The following is a 23,004-nucleotide window of genomic DNA, read 5'->3' as shown; positions in this document are numbered from 1 at the left end:
TCACGCCGGCACCGCCACCGGCTCGGGGGCCGACCGGTTCAGCTCGTGCGCCGCGCGCTGGATGGCCTCGAGTCGGCCGATCGTCACGCGGAGCTCCTTGACCCGGGTGTCGCGGTCGGCCGCACCCGCCGTCGCCGCGCTCTTCGCGGACCGCACCGAGTCGTCGAGCGACCGGAAGAGCTCCTCCGCCGTCGCGGTGAAGTGGTCGCGCAGCAGCCGCTGCATCTGCCGGAGCCGGTCCTTGGAGTCCTTGCTCACCTGGAAGATGACCTCGTCGACGTGCCGGCGGACCGCGGCCTTCGCCTCCGCCTGGCGCCGGCGGACCCGCGACTTCTTGTCGTCCCGGTACGCCTTGGCGCCCATGATCACGCCGATGCTCACCGAGATCGCGTTGATGATCGGCATCGAGAACGCCACGGCCGTGACCATCCCGAACATGAGCACGCCACCGTAGGAGCCCCGTAGCGCGATGAGCGCCTTCTGCGTCGGTCCGACGCGCTCGATCTCGACGCGCTCCAGTGCGCCCACGAGCTCGAGCGCCTCGTCGCTGTCGCCGCGGACCAGCTCGGGCAGGTCGACCTGGCTGTCGGTCTGGAAGTGCTCGGCCACCCGGGTCGCGAGCCACTGCGAGCGCTCGTGCGCCCAGACGAAGTTGGCGGCGACCGCCGCCGCGACCCGCTGCACGAGCCAGCCGTCGAACTCGTCCCAGACCATGCCGGGGTCGGCGGCCTCGACCGCGTCCTCCGCCTCCCGGGCGATCTTGCGGAGGCGGTCGCGGAGGTCGTACTCGATGTCCGCCATGAGGTCCGTGACGCCGTCGTTGAGGGTCTGCTGCCAGCGCGCGGAGCGTCGGCGCAGCTCACCCGTGGTCTCGCGTGCCGCCACGAGGTCCTGGATCATCGCGGCGCTGCTTCCCGGGTCCTCGAGCGCGCTCAGCTCCGACCGCCGCGACAGCAGGAGGTGATCGATCACCGCGAGCACGTCGTGCGTCATGGACCGCCGTGCCAGCAGCCCCGCGTTGCCCACGACCTCCTGGCGCAGGAACCGCACGAGTGCCGGGAAGCCCGACTCCTCGTGGAGCGCGCCGTCGCGCGTGCGTGCCGCATGGAGCCGCAGCGTGGACGACACCGGGATCAGTCTCGTCCGGACGCCCGCGTCGTCGAGGTGCTTGCGGTCGATCTCCGCGACCTGTCGCCACTGCGGGTAGAGGTCGGTCTTCGTGAGCACGCAGGCCACGTTGGGGCAGAGCTTCATCGCCTGGTGCAGGAACTCGAGCTCCGGCTCGGAGTACTCCTGCGCGGCGTCGGAGACGAGGAGCACGGCATCGGCCGTCGGCAGTGCGGCCATCGTGTTGGCGGCGTGCGTCGACCCGAGACCGCCGACGCCGGGGGTGTCGACCAGGACGAGCCCGTCGCTGAGGATCTGACGCGGCAGGGTGACCTCGGCGTACGCGATGCGGCGGTCGTTCCCGGGGTTGCCGAGCTCCGAGACGTGCTCGGTGAGGGACTCGATCGGTACCACGGTCCTGTCGAGCGGCGCTCGCGCGTCAGCCAGGTCCTCGGGCCGGTCGGGCGGCGCCAGGACCAGCGCGGCGGACGGCTCCGCACCGTGCATGACGACGGTGGGGACCGACGTGGCGACGTCGTCGTCCACGGGGCAGACCGGGGCGTTGACCAGCGCGTTCACGAGCTGGCTCTTCCCCTGCTTGAACTCCCCGACGACGAGCACACGGACGTGGGGGTCCCGCAGGCGGCGCCGGGCCTGGTGCAGGCGCGCGCTGAGGTCCGGGCGCTCCGCCGCGTCGCTCGCCTCGAGCGCACGTCCCAGCAGCTCTGACAGTGATCGCACTCGCGCCCCTCCGGTGTCCCGTTCGAGTAAGCCAGCAGCAGGCCGGCCCCGCAACCCCCTTTGGGGCTGCAGGGCCGGTCGCCGCGGCGTGTCGTGCTGGGACTCCTAGAGGATGTCGAGCAGGTCGTCGCTGTTGTCGGAGTTGTCGCTGTTGTCGGAGTTGTCGCTGTTATCCGTCCAGCTGTTGTCGCTGTTGTCAGAGTTGTCGGAGTTGTCGCTGTTGTCTGCCCAACTGTTGTCGCTGTTGTCGCTGTTGTCGCTGTTGTCGCTGTTGTCGCTGTTGTCGCTGTTGTCGGTCGTGCTGTTGTCGGTCGTGCTGTTGTCGCTGTTGTCCGAGTTATCGGAGTTGTCAGAGTTGTCGCTGTTGTCAGAGTTGTCGCTGTTGTCGCTGTTGTCGGTCGTGCTGTTGTCGGTCGTGCTGTTGTCGCTGTTGTCCGAGTTATCGGAGTTGTCAGAGTTGTCGCTGTTGTCAGAGTTGTCGCTGTTGTCGCTGTTGTCAGAGTTGTCGCTGTTGTCGCTGTTGTCAGTCGTGCTGTTGTCGCTGTTGTCAGAGTTGTCGCTGTTGTCAGAGTTATCGCTGTTGTCGCTGTTGTCAGTCGTGCTGTTGTCGCTGTTGTCGCTGTTGTCAGAGTTATCGCTGTTGTCGCTGTTGTCGCTGTTGTCGTTGTACGATCCGTTGACGCTGTTGTCGCTGTTGTCGGAGTTGTCGTCGCTCGAGTTGTCCGTCAGGTTGCCGACCGAGTTGCGGTCACCGACCACGTTGCCGTCACCGACGAACGCTCCCCCGTTGACGTCGTCCCCGGCAACGACGCCACCGTTCGCCACGACGGGCGAGATGTCGAACATCTGCTCGACGTCTCCGCTCGCCCAGATGTTCTGGTTGACCGAGCTGTCCACGATCGTGTCGCGGTCGTCGACGTAGCTGGTGTTGTACGAGTAGGTCGCGATGATGTGCTGGATCTGGGGAACGACGTCGTCGTCCGACGCCACCGCAGCCGGCGCTGCCACCGCCGCCGAGGGCGCCATGCCGCCGCCGCTCGCGCCGCCCGAACCGGACTGGCTCGCCCCGGAGGAGTTGCCCCCGGTGTTGTAGCTGCCGCGGTCGAAGCTGACCGGCGACTGGTCGAGCACGACCGGCAGGACGTCGTCGAGGTCGGTCGAGGTGATGTCCCCCAGCCCGTGCTCCTCGAGGGTTCCCTGCGGGTCGTTCGCGAAGCTGCGGGCGGCCTCGCCGTCCCTGAGCAGGCTGAGAATGAAGTCGAGAAGCGAGCTGGCTACGTTCGGCATGTCCATCCCTCTCACGAGCTGGTCGGGCGTCGTCACCCACCGGCGACGCTAGGGAGGGCACCACCAGCGTCCATCGGGGTACTCCCCCCTCCTGGGGGGCGGCCGATAGGGGATGGGCGGGCGCCCGCCCCGGTGCGATCCGGCGCGGAGGGGTGCCGACGGCTGCATGCCCGTCCCTGCGCACGTCAGAGCGCGCGCCATGGGCGCCGTGGAGGCCCCGCGAACCCCAGCCGACCCCTACCTGGGCGAGCACATCCCCTACCAGAACTGCAGGTCGTAGGACAAATTCACCCAAAGGGGTGTGCTGCATTCACCGAATCGGGGCATCATGGCGGGGACGGGGGCTGGCAGAGGTGAGCGGACGGCGTTCGGCGAGGTCCGCGCGGGGAGGCGAACGATGGGGTACGCGCTCGGTGTGGACCTCGACGGCGAGTCCGCCACGATCGCCCTGAACCGCGCGCAGCCTCCCGGGCGCCATGAGCAGGACGTGCTCGAACCGCCGCCGCGGCCCCTCCCGCTGCACCGGCTCGTCGACCGCGTGGGCGATCCGGTGCCGGTCCACGAGGACGGGCTCGTGGTGAGCGCGGAGAGCGCGGTCGCGGCGGCGGTCGTCACCGCGGTCGAGGCGGTCGCGGTGCACGAGGGCTCCGGACCGGACGAGGTCACGGTGGCGTACCCGCCCACCTGGGGGCCGTACCGGACCGCGCTCCTGAGCGCCGCGCTCGCCGAGGCGGGGCTCGTGGACTTCACCCTTCTCCCGGACGCGGTCGCCGCGGTGCTGCACGTCGACCGGTCGGTCCTCGACGCCGGGGGCCCGGACGTCGTCGCCGTCCTGGACCTCCGCTCGGAGCACCTGCGGGTCACGACGGTGGGGTCGCACCGTGAGCGCGACAGACCGGGAACCGTCCTCGGCCACCCCGTCGTCGTCGAGACCTTCGGCGCGTCCGACATCGACGACGCCGTGCTCGCCCACGTGCGCGCCGTCCTTGGCCCGTCGTTGCCCGTCATGGACGACGCCGCAGCCCGCACCCTGCGGGCCGAGTGCGCACGGGCGGCCCGCCTCCTCGCGGTGCACCCGTCGGTCTCGTTCACCTCCCCGGGCGCCGCGCAACGCGTCGAGGTGCGGATGGTTGCGGCCGAGCTCGAGGACCGGGTGCGCGAACGGGCCGCGAGCGCCGTCACCAAGGCCGCCGAGGCCGTCGTCGCCGCCGCGCCCGGAGGCGTCGACCGGGTGCTCCTGCTCGGCGCCGCCGCGTCGCTCCCCCTCCTCGCCGAGCTCGTCGCGCTCGAGTTCGACGCACCGCTCACCGTCGTCGACGACGACGCCGCCCACGCCGTCGCCCGCGGAGCAGCGCAGGCCGCACGCTCCGGGCGCACCGCAGCCGCCCCGGACGAGCGCGCAGAGCCCGAGCCCTCCGGCCGCACCCGGCGCCGACGCGCCCCGGGCCCCTCGGGCGCGGCGGAGCCGGCCGACCGCTCCGCCGCCCCGCACCGGCGTCGCCCTACCCGGAGCACTCGCAGGACGCGCGCCGCCGCGATGGCCGCCGGGGGTGCACTGGTGCTCGCGGTGAGCGCGCTCGCCGTGTCGGGTGCCGCGCTGACGCAGGACGGCGCCGAGCCGCCGGGGGCGTCGACCCTCTCGACCGACGACGGCTCGTCGCTCGGCGACGTCGTCTCGCGGATGTTCGGCGGGGGCCTGGGCGAGCGCGACGGCGCCACGCCGCTCGATCCCACGCCGCCCGATCCCCCGCCGCTCGATCCCACACCGCCCGATCCCACGTCGCCCGTGCTCGGCCCGCCGAGCGGCCTGGCGCCGGGCGCCGCGGAGGACGCAGCAGGATGAGACCCACCAGGACGCTGGAGACCGCGGGCGCAGGGACACCGGCGGGGGTCGTGGCCGAGGGCCGCGGCGAGGTCGCGAACCCGTCGCCGTGGCGTCGCCTGGTCGACGGCGTGGTGACCGACCCCCACGCGCCTCTCCTCGCGGCGGTGGCCGGCGACGGCGGGAGCGGCAAGTCCACCGTGCTCGCCGCCGTGCGCTCTGCCTACCTCGACGCGGGTGCCGACGTCCTGAGCGCCCGCTCGCTCCTGGCGGCCGGGTCGGTCGACCCCGGCTCCGTCGCCGTGGTCGTGGACGACGCCCACACCGTGCCGACGCCGGTGCTCGATCGGGTGCGCGACCTGGTCGAGCACCCCGGCGCCCGCGTCGTCGCCGCCTACCGGGCCTGGCCGCGACCCGCCGCGATCGCCGGTCTGGAACGCGTCGCCCGGGAGCGCGGGACCCATCTCCAGCTCGGACGCCTCGACTGGCTCGAGATCGCGCGGCGCGCGTCGCGGCACCTCGGCCGCTCGGCCCCGCCGTCGCTGGTCGACCACGTCCTGCGGGTGACGGGCGGCGTACCCGGCCTGGTCGAGCTCGTGCTGACCGACTGCGTCGGCCGTCGGCCGGTCGACCTCGACGGGCTGGTGCCGGTCCCGTGGGGGCTCTCGGTCCGAGTCGATGCCGAGCTCGGCGACGCGGACGGTCCGCTGCGCGCGATGACCTTGGCGCTCGCCCTCGGCGCGACCGCCGACGTCGGCACGCTCGCACCGGTGCTGGCGTGCACGCCCGAGCGCACGCGCGAGCTGCTCGGCGCGGCACGCGCGACCGGGCTCGTGCTCGACGACGGGAGTCTCGTCCCGGTCGCCCGCCAAGCCGTGCTCGAGGGCACGCCGGCGGACCGCTGCGCGGACGTGCTCACCACGGTGATCGACGTGGAGCGCAGCCGAGGCACCGGTGCCGTCGACCTCGCACGCCGGGTCGGCGTCCTGCCGCTCCCCGTGCCCGCGCTGGCGACGCTGCTCGAGGAGGCCGCGGGCGACGTCGTCGGTTCCGACCCCGCGCAGGCGGGCGAGCTGTACGCGCAGGCCGTCGATGCCGGGGCGCCCGCGCCGGCCCTCGCGGCGCGGCGGGCCGAGTGCGCGGCCCTCGCGGGCGACCTCGACGTCGCCCTCCGGCTGGCCGACGAGGTCGTGGCCCGGCCGGGCGGACCGGACACCGCACGGGCGATCCACGTGACGGCGTCGGCGCTCGCGCACCGCGGGCTCCTCGCCCGGAGCGCGGACGTGTACGGCTGGCTGGCCGAGATCGCGGGCCCCGCGGCGGCGCCGCTCGAGCCGCTGACGCGCCTGGGCACCGGCCGCCCGCCGGGCGCGCTCGGGGCGCCCGGCGATGCACCCGGCGCCGTGCGCGCCGCGCCGCCGACGCTCCTGGCCGGCGCCCAGCACCTCATGGTCCGGGGGGTCCGCGAGTCGCTCGAGGCGGACGGCGCCGGTGCGCTGCCGACCCTGAGCCAGGCCTCCGCCCTCCTGCGCTCGACGGGCCGCGGCACGCTGCTGCCCGACACGCCGGCCGCGCTCGCGGCGCTCGTCGCGCTCAGCTCGGGCGAGTCCGCGCACGCCGAGGCGGTGCTGGACGAGGCGCTGGCCTCGGGTCTGGGCGGGCCGGTCGCGCGGCCGCGGCACCGGTTGCTCCTCGGCTGGTCCGCGATGCTGCGCGGGCACTTCGACGTCGCCCGGGGCCACCTCGCCGGCGCGGTCCGCGATCGTGCGGAGCTCGAGCCGCGTGACCAGCTCGTGCACCACGCGCTCGTCGTCGGCATCGCCCGACGGTCCAACGACCTGGCCACCCTCGTCCGCGCCTGGCCCGCGGCGCGCGAGGTCGTGCTCCGGAGCCGGTTGGACCTCTTCTCCCTCCTGCCGCTCGGCGAGATCGCGGTGGCGGCGGCACGGCTCGGCGAGAGCGACCAGCTCGCACCGCACGTGATCGAGGCCGACGTGCTCCTCGATCGTGTCGGCCGGCCCGTGCTGTGGGCGACCCCCATGCACTGGTACGGCGTCCACGCGGCGATCCTGCGGGAGCGGCCCGACGAGCTCCAGCCGCACGCGACCGCCCTGGTCAAGGCCGCCGCCACGAGCCGCTACGCCGCGCTGCTCGCCGACGCGGGCCGGGTCTGGCTGCACGTGCTCGCCGGGAAGATCGACCCGGGGGCGGTCGAGCACGTCGGTCGGCGGCTCGCCGACGTCGGCCTGGGGTGGGACGGGTCACGGCTCGCCGGTCATGCCGCCGCCCGGACCACGGACCACAAGGTGATGGTGGCGCTCATGCAGCTCGCGCGGGACCTGCACCGTCCGCGGACGGGACCGGTCCGGCCCGAGACGGGCGAGGAACCGGCTCCAGCAGCGGCGTCGACCACCGAGTCCGGCGGGCCGCAGGCGCGTCTGAGCGAGCGCGAGCTCGAGGTCGCCCGGCTCGTGGTCGCGGGCCACACCTACCGCGAGATCTCGGAGCGGCTCTACATCTCCGCCAAGACGGTCGAGCACCATGTCGCACGGATGCGGCAGCGGCTCGGCGTCGGCTCGCGCGCCGAGCTCCTCGGGCACCTGCGCGCGCTGGTGTCCCCGGGCTCCTGACCGGCGACGGGACCGACCGTCAGCCGGCGACGGGACCGACCGTCAGCCGGCGACGGGCAGCACGTGCCCCGCACGGTCGGCGTCCAGGTCGCCGGTCTCCCCGGCGGCGACCGCGCGTCGGCCGAGCACGAGCGTGTATGCCCAGAACGCGGCGAGGGCGAGCCCGCCCACGCCGATCTTGACCGACCAGGGCAGGCTCGACCCGGTGAGGAACCCCTCGATCAGCCCTGACACGGCCAGCACGAGAACGAGGCCGAGCGCCACGGTGAAGAGCGCGCGCCCCGCCTCCGCGAGCGCCTGGGAGCGGGGACGGTGCCCAGGGTCGACGAGCGTCCAGAAGATGCGCAGGCCCGCCGCCCCGGCGACGAACACGGCCGTGAGCTCGAGCAGGCCGTGGGGTGCGATCAGGGACAGGAAGACGTCGAGGCGCCCGGACGCGGCCATCATGCCGCCCGTGGCTCCGACGAAGACGGCGTTGTTGACGAGCACGAACACCGGCCAGATGCCGCTGATCCCGAGCCCAATGGCCTGGGCCGCGATCCAGGCATTGTTGGTCCACACCATCGCCGCGAACCCGGCCGACGGGTCGTAGTACTGCTCGAACGCGTTGTCGACGTACTCCTGCCGCTCGCTCGGCGTGCCCATCGCGGCGAGCGCGTCCGGCTGCGTCGCGACCCACCACCCGGCGACCACCGCGATGGCCACGCACGCGATCGTCACGGCGACCGTCCACCACCGGATCCGGTAGAGCGCCGCGGGCAGCGAGACGACGAGGAACTTCGTCACGTCGCGCCACGCCGGCTCGTGCGCGCCCGCGATGGCGCTGCGGGCGCGGCCGAGAAGGTCGGAGAGCCGGGAGACCGTCGCCGGGTCCGGAGCCGCGGACCGCACGGTCGAGAGGTCCGTCGCGACGGACTGGTACAGCCGCACCAGCTCGTCGGCCTCCGCACCCGTCAGGCGCCGCCGCCGGACCAGCTCGTCGAGCCGCGACCACTGCGCCCGGCGCACGGCGGTGAAGGCATCGAGGTCCACGCCGGATACCCTGCCACAGCGCGCGGCCACACCGGGCGGACGCGCACGGAGGGAGACGAGCCGCAGATGACCGACGGGATCCTCATCGGTGAGGGTGTCTCGATCGACGCCCGGCCGGCCTCGTTCGCCTCGCGCGCTCTCGCGGCTCTGCTCGACGTGCTGGTGGTCGCGACGGTCGGCTTCCTCATCGCGCTCGGCATCACGGTCGCCGACGTGGAGCTCTCCCCGGCGGCGGGTCGGGCGATCGTCGTCGCCTCGCTCGTCACCGTGCTGGTCGTCCTGCCCACCGTCGTCGAGACGCTGAGCCGCGGCCGCTCGCTCGGCAAGCTTGCGGCCGGCATCCGGGTGGTGCGCGACGACGGCGGCCCGGTCCGCCTGCGCCAGGCGTTGATCCGCGCGCTCACCGGGTTCGGCGAGCTGTGGCTCACGTTCGGCTCGGTCGCGCTGATCACGTCGCTGCTCAACGACAAGGGCAAGCGCGTGGGCGACGTCGTCGCCGGCACGTACGCGGTGCGGGTGCGCGGCGCGCACCGCGAGCTGCCGCCGGTGTCGATGCCGTACCACCTGGCCGGGTGGGCTCACGCGGCCGACATGCGCCGGCTCCCCGACGGTCTGGCGCTCGCCGCCCGCCAGTTCCTCGGTCGGACCGACCGCCTGCACCCCTCGTCGCGGGTCCGCCTCGGCACGCAGCTCGCCGCCGACGCCGGCCGCTTCGTCGCACCCCCTCCACCACCGGGCACGCATCCCGAGGCGTTCCTCGCGGCCGTGCTCGCCGAGCGCCGCGACCGCGAGCTGGCCGCGGAGACGCGGGCGGCGCACAGCGCAGCCGTCGAGGCCGCGCTGGTCCAGCGACTCCCGCACGCCGTCCCGGACCCCGCCGACTAGCAGGCGCCCGCTGACGCCCGACCTCAGTAGCGGTAGTGCTCCGGCTTGTACGGGCCGGCCGCGTCGATGCCGAGGTACTCGGCCTGCGTCTTCGTCAGCTCCGTGAGCCGCACCCCGAGGGCGTCGAGGTGCAGGCGCGCGACCTTCTCGTCGAGCACCTTGGGCAGGCGGTAGACGCCGACCGGGTACTCGTCGCGCTTGGTGAACAGCTCGATCTGCGCGATCACCTGGTTGGTGAACGAGTTGCTCATGACGAACGACGGGTGCCCCGTCGCGTTGCCGAGGTTCAGCAGCCGACCCTCGGACAGGACGATGATCGAGTGGCCGTCCGGGAAGGTCCACTCGTGGACCTGCGGCTTGATCTCGGTGCGTGTGACGCCCGCGAGCGTGGCGAGGCCCGCGATGTCGATCTCGTTGTCGAAGTGGCCGATGTTGCCGACGATCGCCTTGTCCTTCATCGCCGCCATGTGCGCGGCCGTGATGACGTCGCGGTTGCCCGTCGTGGTGAGGAAGAAGTCGGCCTCGCCCACGACGTCCTCGATGCGCGCCACCTGGTAGCCGTCCATCGCCGCCTGGAGCGCGTTGATCGGGTCGATCTCGGAGACGACGACGCGCGAGCCCTGGCCGCGCAGCGCCTCGGCCGCACCCTTGCCGACGTCGCCGTAGCCCGCGACGAACGCGACCTTGCCGCCCATGAGCACGTCGGTGGCCCGGTTGATGCCGTCGGGCAGCGAGTGGCGGATGCCGTACTTGTTGTCGAACTTCGACTTGGTGACCGAGTCGTTGACGTTGATCGCCGGGAACAGGAGCTCGCCGGCCTCGAAGAGCTGGTACAGGCGGTGCACGCCCGTGGTGGTCTCCTCGGTGACGCCCTGGACCTCGGCCGCGATCTGCGTCCACCGCTGCGGGTCGACGGCGAGCGAGCGGCGCAGCACGCCGAGGACGAGGTTGCCCTCCTCGGAGTAGCCCGCCTCGCCCGGCGTCGCGTCGGCCGGGACCGCCCCGACCTTCTCGACCTCGACGCCCTTGTGGAGCAGCAGGGTCGCGTCGCCGCCGTCGTCCAGGATCATGTTGGGCCGCTGGTCACCGGGCCACACGAGGATCTGCTCGGTGCACTCCCAGTACTCCTCGAGAGTCTCGCCCTTCCACGCGAACACCGGCACCCCTGATGGTGCTGTGGGCGCCCCCCCGGGGCCGACGACGACGGCGGCCGCGGCCTCGTCCTGCGTCGAGAAGATGTTGCACGAGGCCCAGCGGACGTCCGCGCCGAGCGCCGTCAGCGTCTCGATGAGCACCGCCGTCTGCACGGTCATGTGGATGGAACCCGCGATGCGTGCGCCTGCGAGCGGCTGCGACGGGCCGTACTCGGCGCGCAGCGCCATGAGCCCGGGCATCTCGTGCTCCGCGAGGCGGATCTGGTGGCGGCCGGCGGCGGCCAGCGACAGGTCGCGGACCTTGTAGCGGCCGGCGGACTCGTCGAACCGTGAGGTCGGGGACGACAGCAGGGTGGTCATGTCACTCCGTTGCGTGAGGGGGCTGTGCGTGCGAGGCGTGCGTGGGACGGGACCGAGCGGGCACCGGGGCCGGGGACCGCGGTCCACGACGGTGCTCCTCGCCCGGCGCGGCCCCTCTGGGCCGTGGGCATCACCGACGCCGTGCGCACCCATCGTAACCAGCGCACCCGTCCGGCTGTTCCGCGCGGCTCGCACGAACCGCCCGTCCTCGCTCCGGCTGAGAGGATCGGTGGATGAGCGCGACCCTCGTGGCGCGCGGCGTGAGCGCCGCGTTCGCCGACCGCACCCTGTTCTCGGACCTCTCGGTCGTCGTCGCGCCCGGCGACGTGGTCGGGCTCGTCGGCGCCAACGGCGCGGGCAAGTCGACGCTCCTGCGCCTCCTCGCTGGCGTCGACGCGCCGGCCGCGGGCACCGTCACCCTGTCCCCCGCCGACGCACGGGTCGGTTGGCTCCCGCAGGAGATCGAGCGTCCCGCCGGCGAGACGGTCGCGGGGCACCTCGCCCGCCGGACCGGCGTCGCCGCGGCGCAGGCCGAGCTGGACGACGCCGCCGCGGGTCTCGCCGAGGGTCGCACCGGGGCCGACGACGCGTACGGCCTGGCCTTCGACCGCTGGATGGCGCTCGGCGCCGCCGACCTCGAGGAACGGACCGGCCAGGTGCTCGCCGACCTCGGGCTGCGGCTCGACACCGCCCAGCCGATGACGGGCCTGTCGGGCGGGCAGGCGGCGCGCGTAGGGCTCGCGGCGCTGCTCCTCTCCCGGTTCGACGTCCTCCTGCTCGACGAGCCGACCAACGACCTCGATCTCGACGGGCTCGAGCGGCTCGAGGCGTTCGTCCGGGGTCAGCGCGCGGGCGTCGTCGTCGTCTCGCACGACCGCGAGTTCCTCTCCCGGAGCGTGACGACCGTCGTCGAGCTCGACCTCGCGCAGCAGCGCGTCGACGTCTACGGGGGCGGCTACGACGCGTACCTGGAGGAGCGTGCGACCGCGCGGCGCCACGCGCGCGAGGCGTACGAGGAGTACGCGGACCGCCGGTCCGGTCTCGAGGAGCGCGCCCGCACCCAGCGCGCGTGGATGGACAAGGGCGTGAAGAACGCCATGCGGAAGCAGTCGGACCCCGACAAGTTCGTGCGCAACTTCCGCAAGGAGGGCTCGGAGAAGCAGGCCGCGAAGGCACGCCAGACCGACCGGCTCATCGAGCGGCTCGAGGAGGTCGCGGAGCCGCGCAAGGAGTGGGAGCTGCGCTACGAGATCGCGGCCGCGCCGCGGGGCAGCGCGGTGGTCGCCACGTTGCGCGACGCCGTCGTCCGGCGCGGGCCGTTCACGCTCGGGCCGGTGAACCTCCAGGTCGACGCGGGCGACCGGATCGCCGTGACGGGCGCGAACGGCTCGGGCAAGACGACGCTGCTCGGAGCGCTGCTCGGCCGCGTCCCGCTGGACGACGGCGCCGCGTCGCTCGGCGCGAGCGTCGCCGTCGGCGAGGTCGACCAGGCGCGCGCTCTGCTCGACTCCCCGCGCGCCCTGCTCGACGCGTTCGAGGGCCAGGTGCCGGACCGGCCGACGGCGGACGTCCGCACCCTCCTCGCCAAGTTCGGGCTGCGCGCGGCCCACGTCGGGCGACCGATCGCCTCGCTCTCGCCCGGAGAGCGGACGCGCGCGGCGCTCGCGCTGCTGCAGGCCCGCGGGGTCAACCTCCTGGTGCTCGACGAGCCCAGCAACCACCTCGACCTCCCCGCGATCGAGCAGCTCGAGGCCGCGCTCGAGTCGTACGCGGGCACGCTCCTGCTCGTCACGCACGACCGGCGGATGCTCGACGCCGTGCACGTGAACCGGCGCTGGGCGGTCGCCGACGGAGCCGTCCACGAGGCCTGACCGGGACGTCCCGCGCGCCCACCCCGGGATGACTCGGGTCACAACTGGGTAACGATCCGTTATTGGACAAACGTCCAGGTCAGCCGCCGGATCACGGGCTCCTGTCACCCGTCTGCCACGCCGTGGAGCCACGATCGTATTGGCCAAGACCGCCCCCGGGACGGCATGGTGGAGCCCGACCTGATCCACGATCGGTCGGACCGGACAGTGGGTGCGCGACTTCGCGCGGCACCATCCAGGTGGCGCTGCCGGACGGTGCGCGCGGCCTGTCCGGCGCGTCTTTCGCTGTGCCCACCGGGGCGCGCGGCGCACACCGGCCGGCACGTAGTCCGGGCCCTCGCGGTGCATTCGGCGCCGCACGTCGCAGCCGCGACGCGGGCGCCGGAGGCGGTGATCCACCGAACGGGGTACACGAGTGACAGCACTGCGCGCCGAAGGCGTGTTCAAGGTGTTCGGGCGCCGCCCGCAGGAGGCCGTGCGCCGCCTGCGCGACGGCGCCGAGCGGGAGTCCGTCAAGGGACTCGGGACCGCGGCCGTGATCGACGCGAGCTTCGAGGTCGCGGCGGGCGAGACGTTCGTCGTGATGGGCCTGTCGGGCTCGGGCAAGTCGACGCTCATCCGCATGCTCAACGGGCTGGTCCGGCCCACGGCCGGGCGCATCCTGCTGGGCGACGCCGACCTGTCGCGCGTCAGCGCGTCGGAGCTGCGCGACCTCCGGCAGCGCCGCGTCAGCATGGTGTTCCAGCACTTCGCGCTCCTGCCGCACCGGAGCGTGCTCGACAACGCCGCGTACCCCCTCGAGATCCAGGGGATCGACCGCGCGGAGCGCCGCCGGCGGGCCGCGCAGGCGCTCGGCCTGGTCGGGCTGGACGGGTGGGAGGACTCGCTCCCGTCGCAGCTCTCGGGCGGGATGCGGCAACGCGTCGGCCTGGCCCGCGCCCTGGCCGCCGGCACGGACGTGCTGCTCATGGACGAGGCGTTCTCCGCGCTCGACCCGCTGATCCGCCGCGAGATGCAGGAGCAGCTGCTCGAGCTCCAGCAGACGCTCGGCAAGACGATCGTCTTCATCACGCACGACCTCAACGAGGCCATGCACCTCGGTGACCGGATCGCCATGATGCGCGACGGGCGGGTCGTGCAGATCGGCACCTCCGAGCAGATCCTCTCGGAGCCCGCCGACGAGTACGTCGCGCAGTTCGTCGCCGACGTCGACCGCAGCCGCGTGCTCACCGCCGGCTCCGTCATGGTGCGCCCCACGGCGGTCGTGGTCGCCGCCGCCGGCGCGCGCGTCGCCCTGCGTCAGATGCGCGAGGCGCAGACCTCGGCCGCGTACGTGGTCGACCGCGACCGGACGCTGCGCGGCGTCGTCCGCGACGAGGACCTCGTCACCGCGGTCCGCGTGGGCGGTTCGGCGCTCGTGGACCTCACGCGCGACGAGGTGACCCCCGTCTCGGTGGACGCGCCGCTCGCCGACCTGTTCGCCCCCGCGGCGGAGACCCCGCTGCCCGTGCCCGTCGTCGACGACCGCGGGCGGCTCGTCGGCGTCATCCCGCGCGTCACGCTGCTCGAGGCGATGGCCTCGCCGCCCGCCGAGCAGGCCGGCCGCGCCGACGACGCGGTCCTCGTCACCACCGGAGGTGCCCGATGACGGTCCGCACCGCTGCCTCCGACCTCACCTTCCGGCTGCCGCTCGGGGACTGGGTCGACACCGCCGTGGACGCGGTCACCGCGACCTTCGGCGGCCTGTTCGACGCGGTCAAGGCCGTCCTCCTGGGCGCCTACGACGGGCTCGAGCTCGCGCTGACCGCGCCGCCGGTCTGGGTCGTCGTGCTCGTGCTCGTCGCGCTCGCCGTGGTCACCAAGGGCTGGCGGCTCGCCGTCGGCGCCCTCGTCGGCTTCGCGGTGATCGTCGGCGTCGACCAGTGGGACAACGCCATGGCGACCCTCGCGCTGGTGGTCGTCGCGAGCCTGATCGCCCTGGCGATCGCGATCCCGCTCGGCATCCTCGCGGCGCGCGACGACAGGGTCTCGCGCACGCTGCGCCCGGTGCTCGACCTCATGCAGACGATGCCCGCGTTCGTCTACCTCATCCCGACCGTCGTCATCTTCCTCACCGGCGCGGTCCCGGGGATCGTGGCCACGATCGTGTTCGCGCTGGCCCCCGGCGTCCGGTTCACCGAGCTGGGCATCCGGCAGGTGGACCGCGAGGTCGTCGAGGCCGGCCACGCGTTCGGCGCCTCCCCCGGCCGGATCCTGCGCCAGATCCAGGTCCCGCTCGCGCTGCCGACGATCATGGCCGGCGTCAACCAGGTGATCATGCTCTCGCTGTCGATGGTCGTGATCTCCGGCATGGTCGGCGCGGCCGGGCTCGGTCGCGACGTCGTCTCCGCCCTGTCGCGCGTGAACGTGTCGCTCGGCTTCGAGGCCGGCCTCGCCGTCGTGATCCTCGCGATGTACCTCGACCGCATGACGTCGGCGCTCGCCGACCGTGCGCCCGTCTCGCGCGCGCTCAAGCTGGCGGCTGCCTGAGACGCCCGCACCTCGTGCCCCTCCCGCCGCCGGCACCCGGCCGGGGCGACCGTGAAAGGAAGCAATGACCCTGAGAACCCGACGTCCCCTCGACCTCGCCGCCACGGCCACGGCCACGGCCCTGCTCCTCGGGGCGTGCTCGACCACCGACTCCGACGCCCCCGGCTCGGCCACCACCGAGGGCGGTGACCTCCAGGAGGTCACGATCGCCGTCCACAACGGCTGGGACGAGGGCATCGCCGTCTCCTACCTCTGGGAGGCGATCCTCGAGGAGGAGGGCTACTCGGTCGAGCTCGAGATGGCCGACCCGGGCCCGGTCTACACCGGCCTCGCCGGCGGCGACTTCGACCTCAACTTCGACATGTGGCTGCCCGTCACGCACGCCGACTACCTCGAGCAGTTCGGTGACGACCTCGAGCAGCTGGGCGCCTGGTACGACGACGCGCGCCTCACCATCGCGGTGAACGAGGACTCCCCGCTCCAGTCGCTCGAGGACCTCGCGGCCCAGCCCGACGTCGTGGGCAACCGGCTCGTCGGGATCGAGCCCGGGGCCGGTCTGACCCGGATCACCAAGGACGAGGTCATCCCGACCTACGGCCTCGAGGACCTGGACTTCGTGGAGTCCTCGACGCCCGCGATGCTCGCCGAGCTGAGCGGCGCCGTCGACGCCGGTCGTGACATCGCGGTGACGCTGTGGCGCCCGCACTGGGCGTACGACGCGTTCCCGCTGCGCGACCTCGAGGACCCCGAGGGCACGCTCGGCGAGGCGGAGCGCATCGAGACCGTCGGACGCACCGGCTTCGCGGCCGACTTCCCGCAGCTCGCGTCGTGGCTCGGCGAGTTCACGCTGACCGGTGAGCAGCTCTTCTCGCTCGAGAACCTCATGTTCAACGAGAACGGCGGCGAGAAGAACGAGGAGTCCGCCGCGCAGTGGCTCGCGGACAACCCCGAGCTCCTCGAGGACCTCACGGCCGCGAGCGGCGCCTGACGACACAGCCCGACCCGTGGATCACTGTGCGGGGCGCACCGGGCGCGCGTCGTCGGCCAGCAGCACCGGGATGCCCTGGCGCACCGGGTACGCGAGCGGGTTGTCCGGGTCGGTCGACACGAGCTCCGGCTCGCCGTCGGGCCCGGTCCCGTCGACCAGGGTCGCGCCCGTCACGGGGCAGCGCAGGATCTCGCGCAGCCACGGCTCGATGGCCGATGCGCTCCCGGCCCGCTGGTCGGTCACTCGGACTCCTTCTCGACGCCCGCACGGACGAGCGTCAGCACGTCGTCGCGCACCTTCTCCATGATGTCCTCGTCCTGAGCCTCGACGTTGAGCCGCAGCAGCGGCTCGGTGTTCGACGCGCGGAGGTTGAACCACCAGCGCGGCGTCGTGTCCCAGTGCCGGACCGTGAGCCCGTCCAGCTCGTCGACCTCGACGGCGCCGGCGCCCTCGTCGGTGACGTACGCCTGCACGACGCGGGCTCGCGCGGCGGGGACGTCGTCGACCCGGGAGTTGATCTCGCCCGACGCGGAGTAGGGCATGTACGCGTCCGCGAGCGCCGAGAGCGGCGCGTCCTGACCCCCGAGCGCCGCGAGCACGTGCATCGCGGCGAGCATGCCGGTGTCCGCGAAGAAGAAGTCCCGGAAGTAGTAGTGCGCGCTGTGCTCGCCGCCGAAGACGGCCTCGTGCGCGGCCATCTCCGCCTTGATGAAGGAGTGCCCCACGCGCGTGCGCACGGCACGCGCGCCCGCGGCCGTCAGCAGGTCCGGGACGACCTGCGAGGTGATGAGGTTGTGGATCACGATCGAGTCCCGGCCGGCCGCACGCTCGCGCTCGACCTCGCGCAGGCCCACGAGCGCCGTGATCGCGGACGGGCTGACCGGGTCGCCGTGCTCGTCGATGACGAAGCAGCGGTCGGCGTCGCCGTCGAACGCCAGGCCGATGTCGGCACCGTGCTCGACGACGGCGGCCTGCAGGTCGCGCAGGTTCTCGGGCTCGAGCGGGTTCGCCTCGTGGTTCGGGAAGCTGCCGTCGAGCTCGAAGTACAGCGGCACGATCTCGAGCGGGAGCGCGGGAAGGCCCGCCCCGGTGCCGAGCACGGCCGGCACCGTGTGCCCGCCCATGCCGTTGCCGGCGTCGACGACCACCTTGAGCGGGCGGATACCGCCCAGGTCGACGAGCGAGCGCAGGAACCGGGCGTAGTCGGCGAGCACGTCGCGGTCGCTGACGTGGCCGCGTTCCTGTGCCGGGAGCTCGGGGACGCCGTCGGCCAGGTACGTCCGGGTGAGGTCGCGGACCTCCGCGAGCCCGGTGTCCTGCCCGACGGGCCGCGCGCCCGCGCGGCACAGCTTGATGCCGTTGTACTCGGCGGGGTTGTGGCTCGCGGTGAACATGGCGCCGGGGACGTCGAGGGCGCCCGAGGCGTAGTAGAGGCCGTCGGTCGAGCAGAGCCCGATCCGCACGACGTCGACCCCCCGCGCGGCGAGACCGCCGGCGAAGGCCGCGACCAGCTCGGGGCCCGACTCCCGCATGTCGTTCCCCACGACGACGACGGGGCGGGACGCCGAACCGGCCGCAGGCCGGGCGCCGCCGTGGACGACGACGTCGCCGAACGCCGCCCCGATCGCGCGGGACACGCGCGCGTCCAGCTGGCTGGGCACGAGGCCGCGCACGTCGTACGCCTTGATGAGCGCGGTCAGGTCGGGGATCAAGTCGTCTGCTGGCACGCCCGCCATCGTACTGATCCCGGGCGGCGTCCCGAGGCACGGGTTCGTGCGCACGGTCGGCGCGCACGGTCGGCGCGAACGGTCGGCGCGCGTCGCCCCCGCGAGAGCGGCCAGGCCCTACTCTCTGCGGAGTGACGATCGCCGTCGTGGGTGGGGCGGGCTACATCGGGGCGCACGTGGTGCGCCTGCTGGCGGCCCGTGGGGAGCAGGTCGTCGTGGTCGACGACCTGAGCACCGGGCGTGCCGACCGGGTCGCGGGTGTCCCCCTCACCGTGGTCGACGTCGCCGGGCGGGGGGCCGAGGACGCCCTCACCGACCTCTTCATCGACGCCCGCGTGCGCGCCGTCGTGCACCTGGCCGGCGCTCCCGACGTGCCGCTCGTGACCGAGGACGTGGCGCCTGCCCCGGTGAATCCCTACGGCGAGACGAAGCTCGTGGGCGAGTGGCTCGGGCGTGCCGCGGCCCGCGCGTGGCGGCTGCGGTTCCTCGCGCTGCGGTACTTCAACGTGGCCGGGACGGGCTGGCCCGAGCTCGCGGACACGCATGCGCTCAACCTCGTGCCGATGGTGCTCGAACGGCTCGACCGCGGGCTGCCGCCGCAGGTCTTCGGAGCCGACTACGCGACCCCCGACGGGACGTGCGTGCGCGACTTCGTGCACGTGCTCGACCTCGCGGACGCGCACCTCGCGGCGCTCGACCACCTCGACCGGGACGAGCGCACCGACGACGTGCTCAACGTCGGGACCGGGGTCGGGGCCTCCGTGCGTCAGGTGCTGGCGGAGGTCGCGCGGACCACCGGGTGCGACCAGCCCGCCGAGGTGCTTCCGCGCCGGCCGGGGGACCCGCCGGCGCTCGTCGCGTCGACCGAGCGGTTCACCGCCGCCACCGGGTGGCGGGCGCAGCGCGGCCTCCGCGAGATCGTGGAGTCGGCCGCGCGGGCGCGCGCCTGAGCTGGGTCAGCGGACCTTCGTCGCGCTGCCGAGCACCGAGTCGAGTGAGAGCGCTGCACCGCCGCCGTCGAGCGAGAACCAGCCCTTGTGCTCGCACTCGTGGCACGAGACGAACACGACCGGGGCGCCGTCGGTCAAGGTCATCTCGAGGTACGTGAGGGCGGTGCTCGCGCACTCGCCGCAGCTCGACGTGCCCGGCGCGGTCCGCGCGGGCGCCGTCGCGATCGAGCCGAGCGGCAGCGCCTCGGCCGCCGCGCGCCGGCTGCGCGCGCTCTGCGTAGGCAACGCGCCCGAGGCACGTCGCGTGGCACGGGCAGCGGCCACCGCGCCAGGCGGCGTCGCGAAGGTGGTGGGCAGCGCGGCGACGTCGGAGCGCGCCCGAGCAGGACCGGACATGGTTCTCCTTCAGTTTCCGTCCCCGCGCAGGACGCGCAGATGACCACGTCGCCCGACCTCGGCGAGCTGAACAGGGTGCGGGGCCGCGACGTGCCGCGGCCGGCCGGCCTCACGCACGGCGTCGGCCAGCGCGAGCAGGTCGTCGTGGCTCGGACCCACCTCGACGAAGTCCGGCGTGAGCCGGACGACCTCCCAGCCGCGCGGCGCCGTGAGGCGGTCCGCGTGCTCGGCGCAGAGGTCGTACGAGTGGGGCTCTGCGAGGTTGGCGAGCGGCCCGAGAACGGCGGTGGAGTCCGAGTACACATACGTCAGCGTCGCGACGGCGCCGCTGTCGCAGGCCGTGCGGGAGCACTGGCGGACGGATCTCACATCGCGAACCGTACCGGGCCCACGGGACCGGCCAGAACTGCCGCGCCGGGTGAAAGGCGTCACACCGGGGCGTGTTGCGCGGACTAGGATCGAACGGATGACCACGATGCCCGTTCCGTCCCACCCTGCGCAACCCGCACGGCGTCGTGACCGGCGCGGACGCGGCCCGCGCGGGCCGCTCCTTCCCGCGGGGCTGCCGGCGTTCCGGACCCGGGCGCAACGGTTCGACGACCTCGTCCTCGAGGCGGTCGGCCGGCTCGAGAAGCGGTGGGGGCGCGAGCTCGACGGCACCGAGTTCGCCGTCGAGGACGTGCCGCCGTCGAACCCGGCGCCGTGGGAGCGCGGTGGCGTCCCGCTCGGGCGGTACTTCCCCGCGGACGCCGGGCTGCCGGCGCGCGTCGTCGTGTACCGCCGCCCGGTCGAGACGCGCGCTCTCGACGAGGCCGACCTCGAGGACCTGGTGCGCGACGTCGTCGTCGAGCAGGTCGCCCACCTGCTGGGCCGCAGCCCGGACGAGGTCGACCCGGGCTACCACGACGGCGCCTGACCACCCGGCTCGACCTGGCGGCACGACGAGCGGCACGGCGGCGGCACGGCGGCGGCACGGCGGCGGGCCGCGACCCGGGGGCACTAGCCTGGTCCGCGATGAGCACCTCCGCCGAGTCGGGCCCTCCCCTGGTCCGCGTGATCTGCGTGACGTACGACCCGGGCAGCGAGCTCGACGACTTCGCGCGGTCGCTCGAGGACGCGGCGAGCGGGCCGGTCGAGCTGGTGCTCGTGGACAACGGGCCGCATGCCGACGCGGCTGACGCAGTTGCGGCCGCGTACGGCGGCGAGGTGGTGCGGACCGGCGAGAACCTCGGTTACGGCCGTGCCGCGAACGCCGGTGCCGAAGGCGCGACGGCGCCGTGGGTCGTCGTCGCGAACCCCGACATCGTGTGGTCGCCCGGGTCGCTCGACACGCTTCTCGCCGCTGCGCAGCGGCACCCGCGTGCCGGCGCCCTCGGGCCCGCGCTCCTCAACGTCGACGGGACGCTGTACCCGTCGGCGCGCGCGCTGCCGTCGCTCACGCAGGGGGTGGGCCACGCGCTGTTCGCGCGCCTGTGGCCGGGCAACCCGTGGACCCGGGCCTACCTGCGTCGCCAGGAGACGGCCGACGCCACGGAGCGCACGACGGGGTGGCTCTCGGGCGCGTGCCTGCTCGTGCGGCGCGAGGCGTTCGAGGAGGTCGGCGGGTTCGACCCGGCGTACTTCATGTTCTTCGAGGACGTCGACCTCGGGGAACGGCTCGCCCTCGCCGGGTGGCACAACGTCTACGTGCCCTCGGCGCGCGTCACGCACGTCGGCGGCACGTCCTGGCGCGAGCGTCCGGCGACCATGATCACCGCGCACCACCGCAGCGCCGAGCGCTACCTCCACCACCGGTACGACCGCTGGTACCACTGGCCGGTGCGGGTGGCGGTCAGCGTCGGGCTCGGCATCCGCGAGCGGTTCGAGCTCCGCGCCGCGCGCTGACCGCAGACCGTCAGGGCAGGCCGAGCGTCGAGGCGCGCTGCACGGGGACCCGGGTCTGCGCTGCGGCGTCCGGGACCGGGTCGAGGATCGACACCAGCTCGCCGTCCGCGGCGGGGACGCTCGCCAGCACCGTCCACGCCAGCGCCGCCCGCCCGGTGCGGTCGGCGTCCTCGAGCGTGAGCGCGAGACCCGCGACCTGCCGGCCCGTGACCAGGTCGGTCGCGGGCATGGCGAACGTGGTCCCCGCCTCGACGCGGACCTCACGCTCGTCGAGCACCGCGCCGTCGGCGCCCAGCACGTGCAGCGTGCCGGTCGCGGCGTCGCCGCCCGCGCCTCGGAGGCCGGGACCGACCGCCGAGAGGAGCAGGGTCGGGGTGATCCCGGTGGGCACCGCGACCACGCCGCTGCGACCGACCGCCGACGCGGCGCTCCAGGCACGCTCGAGCGTCGGCAGGTCGTCGAGCTGACCGGGCAGGCCGGGGCGCGTGAGCATCGCCCCCGCCACGACCGGCTCCTTGGAGTCCACGACGGCGGTGTAGGTACCCGTGGGCAGCCCGCCGAGGGGCAGGTCGATCACCTCACCGGGCGCGAGGTCCACCGACTCGACGCCGGGGAGCGTGACCGGACCGGCCGCGCCGAGGAGCGTGACCTGGGCGCGCGTCGCGAGGTCCCCCGGGGCGAGCAGCCGGAGCACCGCGGTGTCGGGCTGGTCGATGGTCGTGTCGGGCACCACCAGCCCACCGACCACCTGCCGGGTCGCCGGGCCCTGGCCCGCGCTGACCAGGTCCGTCCCGGCGGGGGTGAAGCCGTTGAGCCGGCTGTCCTGCACCTGGGCGGTCACGAGCCCGCCGGCCGCTGTCACGCGGGTGACGATGCGGCGCTGCTCGGCGGCGATGCCCTCGAGCAGGAGCGCGCGTTCGGCCCCGGGCGCCACGAGGAACCGGGCGGCACCGGCGAGGTCGACCCGCCCTGAGGGGCCGAACACCTCGACCGTCACCTCGGCCGGGGTCGCACCGGGGTTGGCGACGACGAGCAGCGCGCTGCTGCCGATCTCGGTGCTCCCGCCGACGAGCCACTGCTCGGCCGCCGGCGCCTGGCACGACGCCGCAGCCAGGCCGCGCAGGTCACCCGCCGAGGTCACGGACGCCGTGGTGCCGGCGATGCGCGCGGCCGTGTCGCCGACGGGGTCGGCAGTCATCCGCGTCGCACCGTCCGGTGCGGCGGCCTCGGCCGCGCCGGCCGCCCCTCCGGCCGGCTCGGCGACCGTGAGCGGCTGGTCCCCGGCGAGCGGGGTCAGGGTCGCCGAGGGGGCGCGATCGGCGTCGGACGCGCCGACCGTGACCACGCCCACGCGGGTCAGGACGTCCACCGGCGTCGGGTCGAACGCCGCGTCGCCGGCCACCGTGTCGTCGGGCTGCACGAGCGGTCCGGCGCACACGAGCTGGCGCGCCGCGGGCGGGACCTCGACCGCGGGCACGGCCACCGGGACGTCGGGCGGCACCGGGATCGCGGAGGCCTGGGCAACCACGGCCGCCGTGAGCGCGAGCACGGCCACCGCTCCCCCGATGCGCGCCGCGCGACCGCGCGCGCGTCGTGGCGCCGCCCGGGTCGCGGGCGTGGCCGTGCTCGCGCTCACAGATC

The 23,004-nt window shown here is 74.0% G+C and carries 19 protein-coding genes; 10 read left to right on the top strand and 9 right to left on the bottom strand.

Annotated features, from left to right (window positions below; all coding sequences use genetic code 11):
* Nucleotides 1-1,848 (bottom strand): dynamin family protein, encoded by a 1,848-nt coding sequence (locus HIR71_RS11290; protein ID WP_169325171.1) that lies wholly within the window; start codon nucleotides 1,846-1,848, stop codon nucleotides 1-3.
* Nucleotides 1,849-1,953: 105 nt separating this feature from the next.
* The gene (locus tag HIR71_RS16460) at nucleotides 1,954-3,135 is read right to left on the bottom strand and encodes an IniB N-terminal domain-containing protein (RefSeq protein ID WP_211374081.1); all 1,182 of its coding nucleotides are present in this window, start codon (nucleotides 3,133-3,135) and stop codon (nucleotides 1,954-1,956) included.
* A 397-nt stretch (nucleotides 3,136-3,532) separates the two neighbouring features.
* Here HIR71_RS16460 and HIR71_RS11280 point away from each other — a divergent pair, with 397 nt between their 5' ends.
* Together HIR71_RS11280 and HIR71_RS11275 are read left to right on the top strand one after the other, a co-directional pair.
* Nucleotides 3,533-4,978: a hypothetical protein gene (locus tag HIR71_RS11280; protein WP_169325170.1), complete on the top strand. Its 1,446-nt coding sequence runs from the start codon at nucleotides 3,533-3,535 to the stop codon at nucleotides 4,976-4,978.
* Entirely contained in the window at nucleotides 4,975-7,587 is a 2,613-nt protein-coding gene (locus HIR71_RS11275) for a helix-turn-helix domain-containing protein (protein ID WP_169325169.1), read from the top strand. Before HIR71_RS11280 ends, HIR71_RS11275 begins: the two co-directional genes overlap by 4 nt.
* A 42-nt stretch (nucleotides 7,588-7,629) precedes the next feature.
* Here the strand turns inward: HIR71_RS11275 and HIR71_RS11270 are convergent, their stop codons facing one another.
* Nucleotides 7,630-8,619, bottom strand: a complete 990-nt coding sequence (locus HIR71_RS11270; protein ID WP_169325168.1) for a stage II sporulation protein M — start codon at nucleotides 8,617-8,619, stop codon at nucleotides 7,630-7,632.
* 66 nt (nucleotides 8,620-8,685) lie between these two features.
* Between HIR71_RS11270 and HIR71_RS11265 the strand changes: the two genes are divergently transcribed.
* Nucleotides 8,686-9,504, top strand: coding sequence for an RDD family protein (locus tag HIR71_RS11265; RefSeq protein WP_169325167.1), 819 nt, complete (start codon nucleotides 8,686-8,688; stop codon nucleotides 9,502-9,504).
* Nucleotides 9,505-9,527: 23 nt separating this feature from the next.
* Here the strand turns inward: HIR71_RS11265 and ahcY are convergent, their stop codons facing one another.
* Nucleotides 9,528-11,018 (bottom strand): adenosylhomocysteinase, encoded by a 1,491-nt coding sequence (gene ahcY / locus HIR71_RS11260; protein WP_169325166.1) that lies wholly within the window; start codon nucleotides 11,016-11,018, stop codon nucleotides 9,528-9,530.
* Between the two features lie 233 nt (nucleotides 11,019-11,251).
* On the opposite strand from ahcY, the gene HIR71_RS11255 reads away from it, so the two are divergent.
* From HIR71_RS11255 to HIR71_RS11240, 4 genes are all read left to right on the top strand, one after another.
* Entirely contained in the window at nucleotides 11,252-12,889 is a 1,638-nt protein-coding gene (locus tag HIR71_RS11255) for an ABC-F family ATP-binding cassette domain-containing protein (RefSeq protein ID WP_169325165.1), read from the top strand.
* Nucleotides 12,890-13,304: 415 nt separating this feature from the next.
* Nucleotides 13,305-14,537: a quaternary amine ABC transporter ATP-binding protein gene (locus HIR71_RS11250; protein WP_169325164.1), complete on the top strand. Its 1,233-nt coding sequence runs from the start codon at nucleotides 13,305-13,307 to the stop codon at nucleotides 14,535-14,537.
* Nucleotides 14,534-15,418, top strand: coding sequence for an ABC transporter permease (locus tag HIR71_RS11245; protein ID WP_169325163.1), 885 nt, complete (start codon nucleotides 14,534-14,536; stop codon nucleotides 15,416-15,418). Before HIR71_RS11250 ends, HIR71_RS11245 begins: the two co-directional genes overlap by 4 nt.
* A 64-nt stretch (nucleotides 15,419-15,482) precedes the next feature.
* Nucleotides 15,483-16,406, top strand: a complete 924-nt coding sequence (locus HIR71_RS11240) for a glycine betaine ABC transporter substrate-binding protein (protein ID WP_169325162.1) — start codon at nucleotides 15,483-15,485, stop codon at nucleotides 16,404-16,406.
* A gap of 21 nt (nucleotides 16,407-16,427) precedes the next feature.
* Here the strand turns inward: HIR71_RS11240 and HIR71_RS11235 are convergent, their stop codons facing one another.
* Nucleotides 16,428-16,649: a Trm112 family protein gene (locus HIR71_RS11235; protein WP_169325161.1), complete on the bottom strand. Its 222-nt coding sequence runs from the start codon at nucleotides 16,647-16,649 to the stop codon at nucleotides 16,428-16,430.
* Complete coding sequence (locus tag HIR71_RS11230) at nucleotides 16,646-18,133, bottom strand: phosphomannomutase/phosphoglucomutase (RefSeq protein WP_396031476.1); 1,488 nt, start codon at nucleotides 18,131-18,133, stop codon at nucleotides 16,646-16,648. The genes HIR71_RS11235 and HIR71_RS11230 overlap by 4 nt, the downstream gene beginning before the upstream one ends.
* A gap of 131 nt (nucleotides 18,134-18,264) precedes the next feature.
* Here HIR71_RS11230 and HIR71_RS11225 point away from each other — a divergent pair, with 131 nt between their 5' ends.
* The gene (locus HIR71_RS11225; RefSeq protein WP_169325159.1) at nucleotides 18,265-19,083 is read left to right on the top strand and encodes an NAD-dependent epimerase/dehydratase family protein; all 819 of its coding nucleotides are present in this window, start codon (nucleotides 18,265-18,267) and stop codon (nucleotides 19,081-19,083) included.
* Nucleotides 19,084-19,089: 6 nt separating this feature from the next.
* Here the strand turns inward: HIR71_RS11225 and HIR71_RS11220 are convergent, their stop codons facing one another.
* Nucleotides 19,090-19,479: a hypothetical protein gene (locus tag HIR71_RS11220; protein WP_249051789.1), complete on the bottom strand. Its 390-nt coding sequence runs from the start codon at nucleotides 19,477-19,479 to the stop codon at nucleotides 19,090-19,092.
* A gap of 9 nt (nucleotides 19,480-19,488) precedes the next feature.
* Nucleotides 19,489-19,848 carry a DUF3499 domain-containing protein gene (locus HIR71_RS11215; protein ID WP_169325158.1) on the bottom strand — a complete coding sequence of 120 codons (360 nt, stop codon included), beginning with the start codon at nucleotides 19,846-19,848 and terminating at the stop codon, nucleotides 19,489-19,491.
* Between the two features lie 97 nt (nucleotides 19,849-19,945).
* Between HIR71_RS11215 and HIR71_RS11210 the strand changes: the two genes are divergently transcribed.
* Together HIR71_RS11210 and HIR71_RS11205 are read left to right on the top strand one after the other, a co-directional pair.
* Complete coding sequence (locus tag HIR71_RS11210; RefSeq protein WP_169325157.1) at nucleotides 19,946-20,395, top strand: metallopeptidase family protein; 450 nt, start codon at nucleotides 19,946-19,948, stop codon at nucleotides 20,393-20,395.
* A 98-nt stretch (nucleotides 20,396-20,493) separates the two neighbouring features.
* A complete protein-coding gene (locus HIR71_RS11205; RefSeq protein ID WP_169325156.1) occupies nucleotides 20,494-21,363 on the top strand; it encodes a glycosyltransferase family 2 protein in 870 nt (289 codons plus the stop codon).
* A gap of 10 nt (nucleotides 21,364-21,373) precedes the next feature.
* Here the strand turns inward: HIR71_RS11205 and HIR71_RS11200 are convergent.
* On the bottom strand, nucleotides 21,374-23,004 hold a 1,631-nt coding region (locus HIR71_RS11200), incomplete at its 5' end, for a DUF5719 family protein (RefSeq protein ID WP_211374080.1).

Origin of the sequence: Cellulomonas fimi (genome assembly GCF_012952065.1) — a bacterium.
GTDB classification, from domain to species: Bacteria; Actinomycetota; Actinomycetes; order Actinomycetales; family Cellulomonadaceae; genus Pengzhenrongella; species Pengzhenrongella fimi_A.
This window is presented reverse-complemented; position numbering and strand designations above follow the sequence as displayed.

What these genes read in the sequence shown, in the direction of transcription:
- HIR71_RS11280 (WP_169325170.1), top strand. Translation starts at nt 3,533, where the DNA reads ATGGGGTACGCGCTCGGTGTGGACCTCGACGGCGAGTCCGCCACGATC.
- HIR71_RS11265 (WP_169325167.1), top strand. Translation starts at nt 8,686, where the DNA reads ATGACCGACGGGATCCTCATCGGTGAGGGTGTCTCGATCGACGCCCGG.
- HIR71_RS11275 (WP_169325169.1), top strand. Translation starts at nt 4,975, where the DNA reads ATGAGACCCACCAGGACGCTGGAGACCGCGGGCGCAGGGACACCGGCG.
- HIR71_RS11205 (WP_169325156.1), top strand. Translation starts at nt 20,494, where the DNA reads ATGAGCACCTCCGCCGAGTCGGGCCCTCCCCTGGTCCGCGTGATCTGC.
- HIR71_RS11255 (WP_169325165.1), top strand. Translation starts at nt 11,252, where the DNA reads ATGAGCGCGACCCTCGTGGCGCGCGGCGTGAGCGCCGCGTTCGCCGAC.
- HIR71_RS11240 (WP_169325162.1), top strand. Translation starts at nt 15,483, where the DNA reads ATGACCCTGAGAACCCGACGTCCCCTCGACCTCGCCGCCACGGCCACG.
- HIR71_RS11220 (WP_249051789.1), bottom strand. Translation starts at nt 19,479, where the DNA reads ATGTCCGGTCCTGCTCGGGCGCGCTCCGACGTCGCCGCGCTGCCCACC.
- HIR71_RS11210 (WP_169325157.1), top strand. Translation starts at nt 19,946, where the DNA reads ATGACCACGATGCCCGTTCCGTCCCACCCTGCGCAACCCGCACGGCGT.
- HIR71_RS16460 (WP_211374081.1), bottom strand. Translation starts at nt 3,135, where the DNA reads ATGCCGAACGTAGCCAGCTCGCTTCTCGACTTCATTCTCAGCCTGCTC.
- ahcY (WP_169325166.1), bottom strand. Translation starts at nt 11,018, where the DNA reads ATGACCACCCTGCTGTCGTCCCCGACCTCACGGTTCGACGAGTCCGCC.
- HIR71_RS11245 (WP_169325163.1), top strand. Translation starts at nt 14,534, where the DNA reads ATGACGGTCCGCACCGCTGCCTCCGACCTCACCTTCCGGCTGCCGCTC.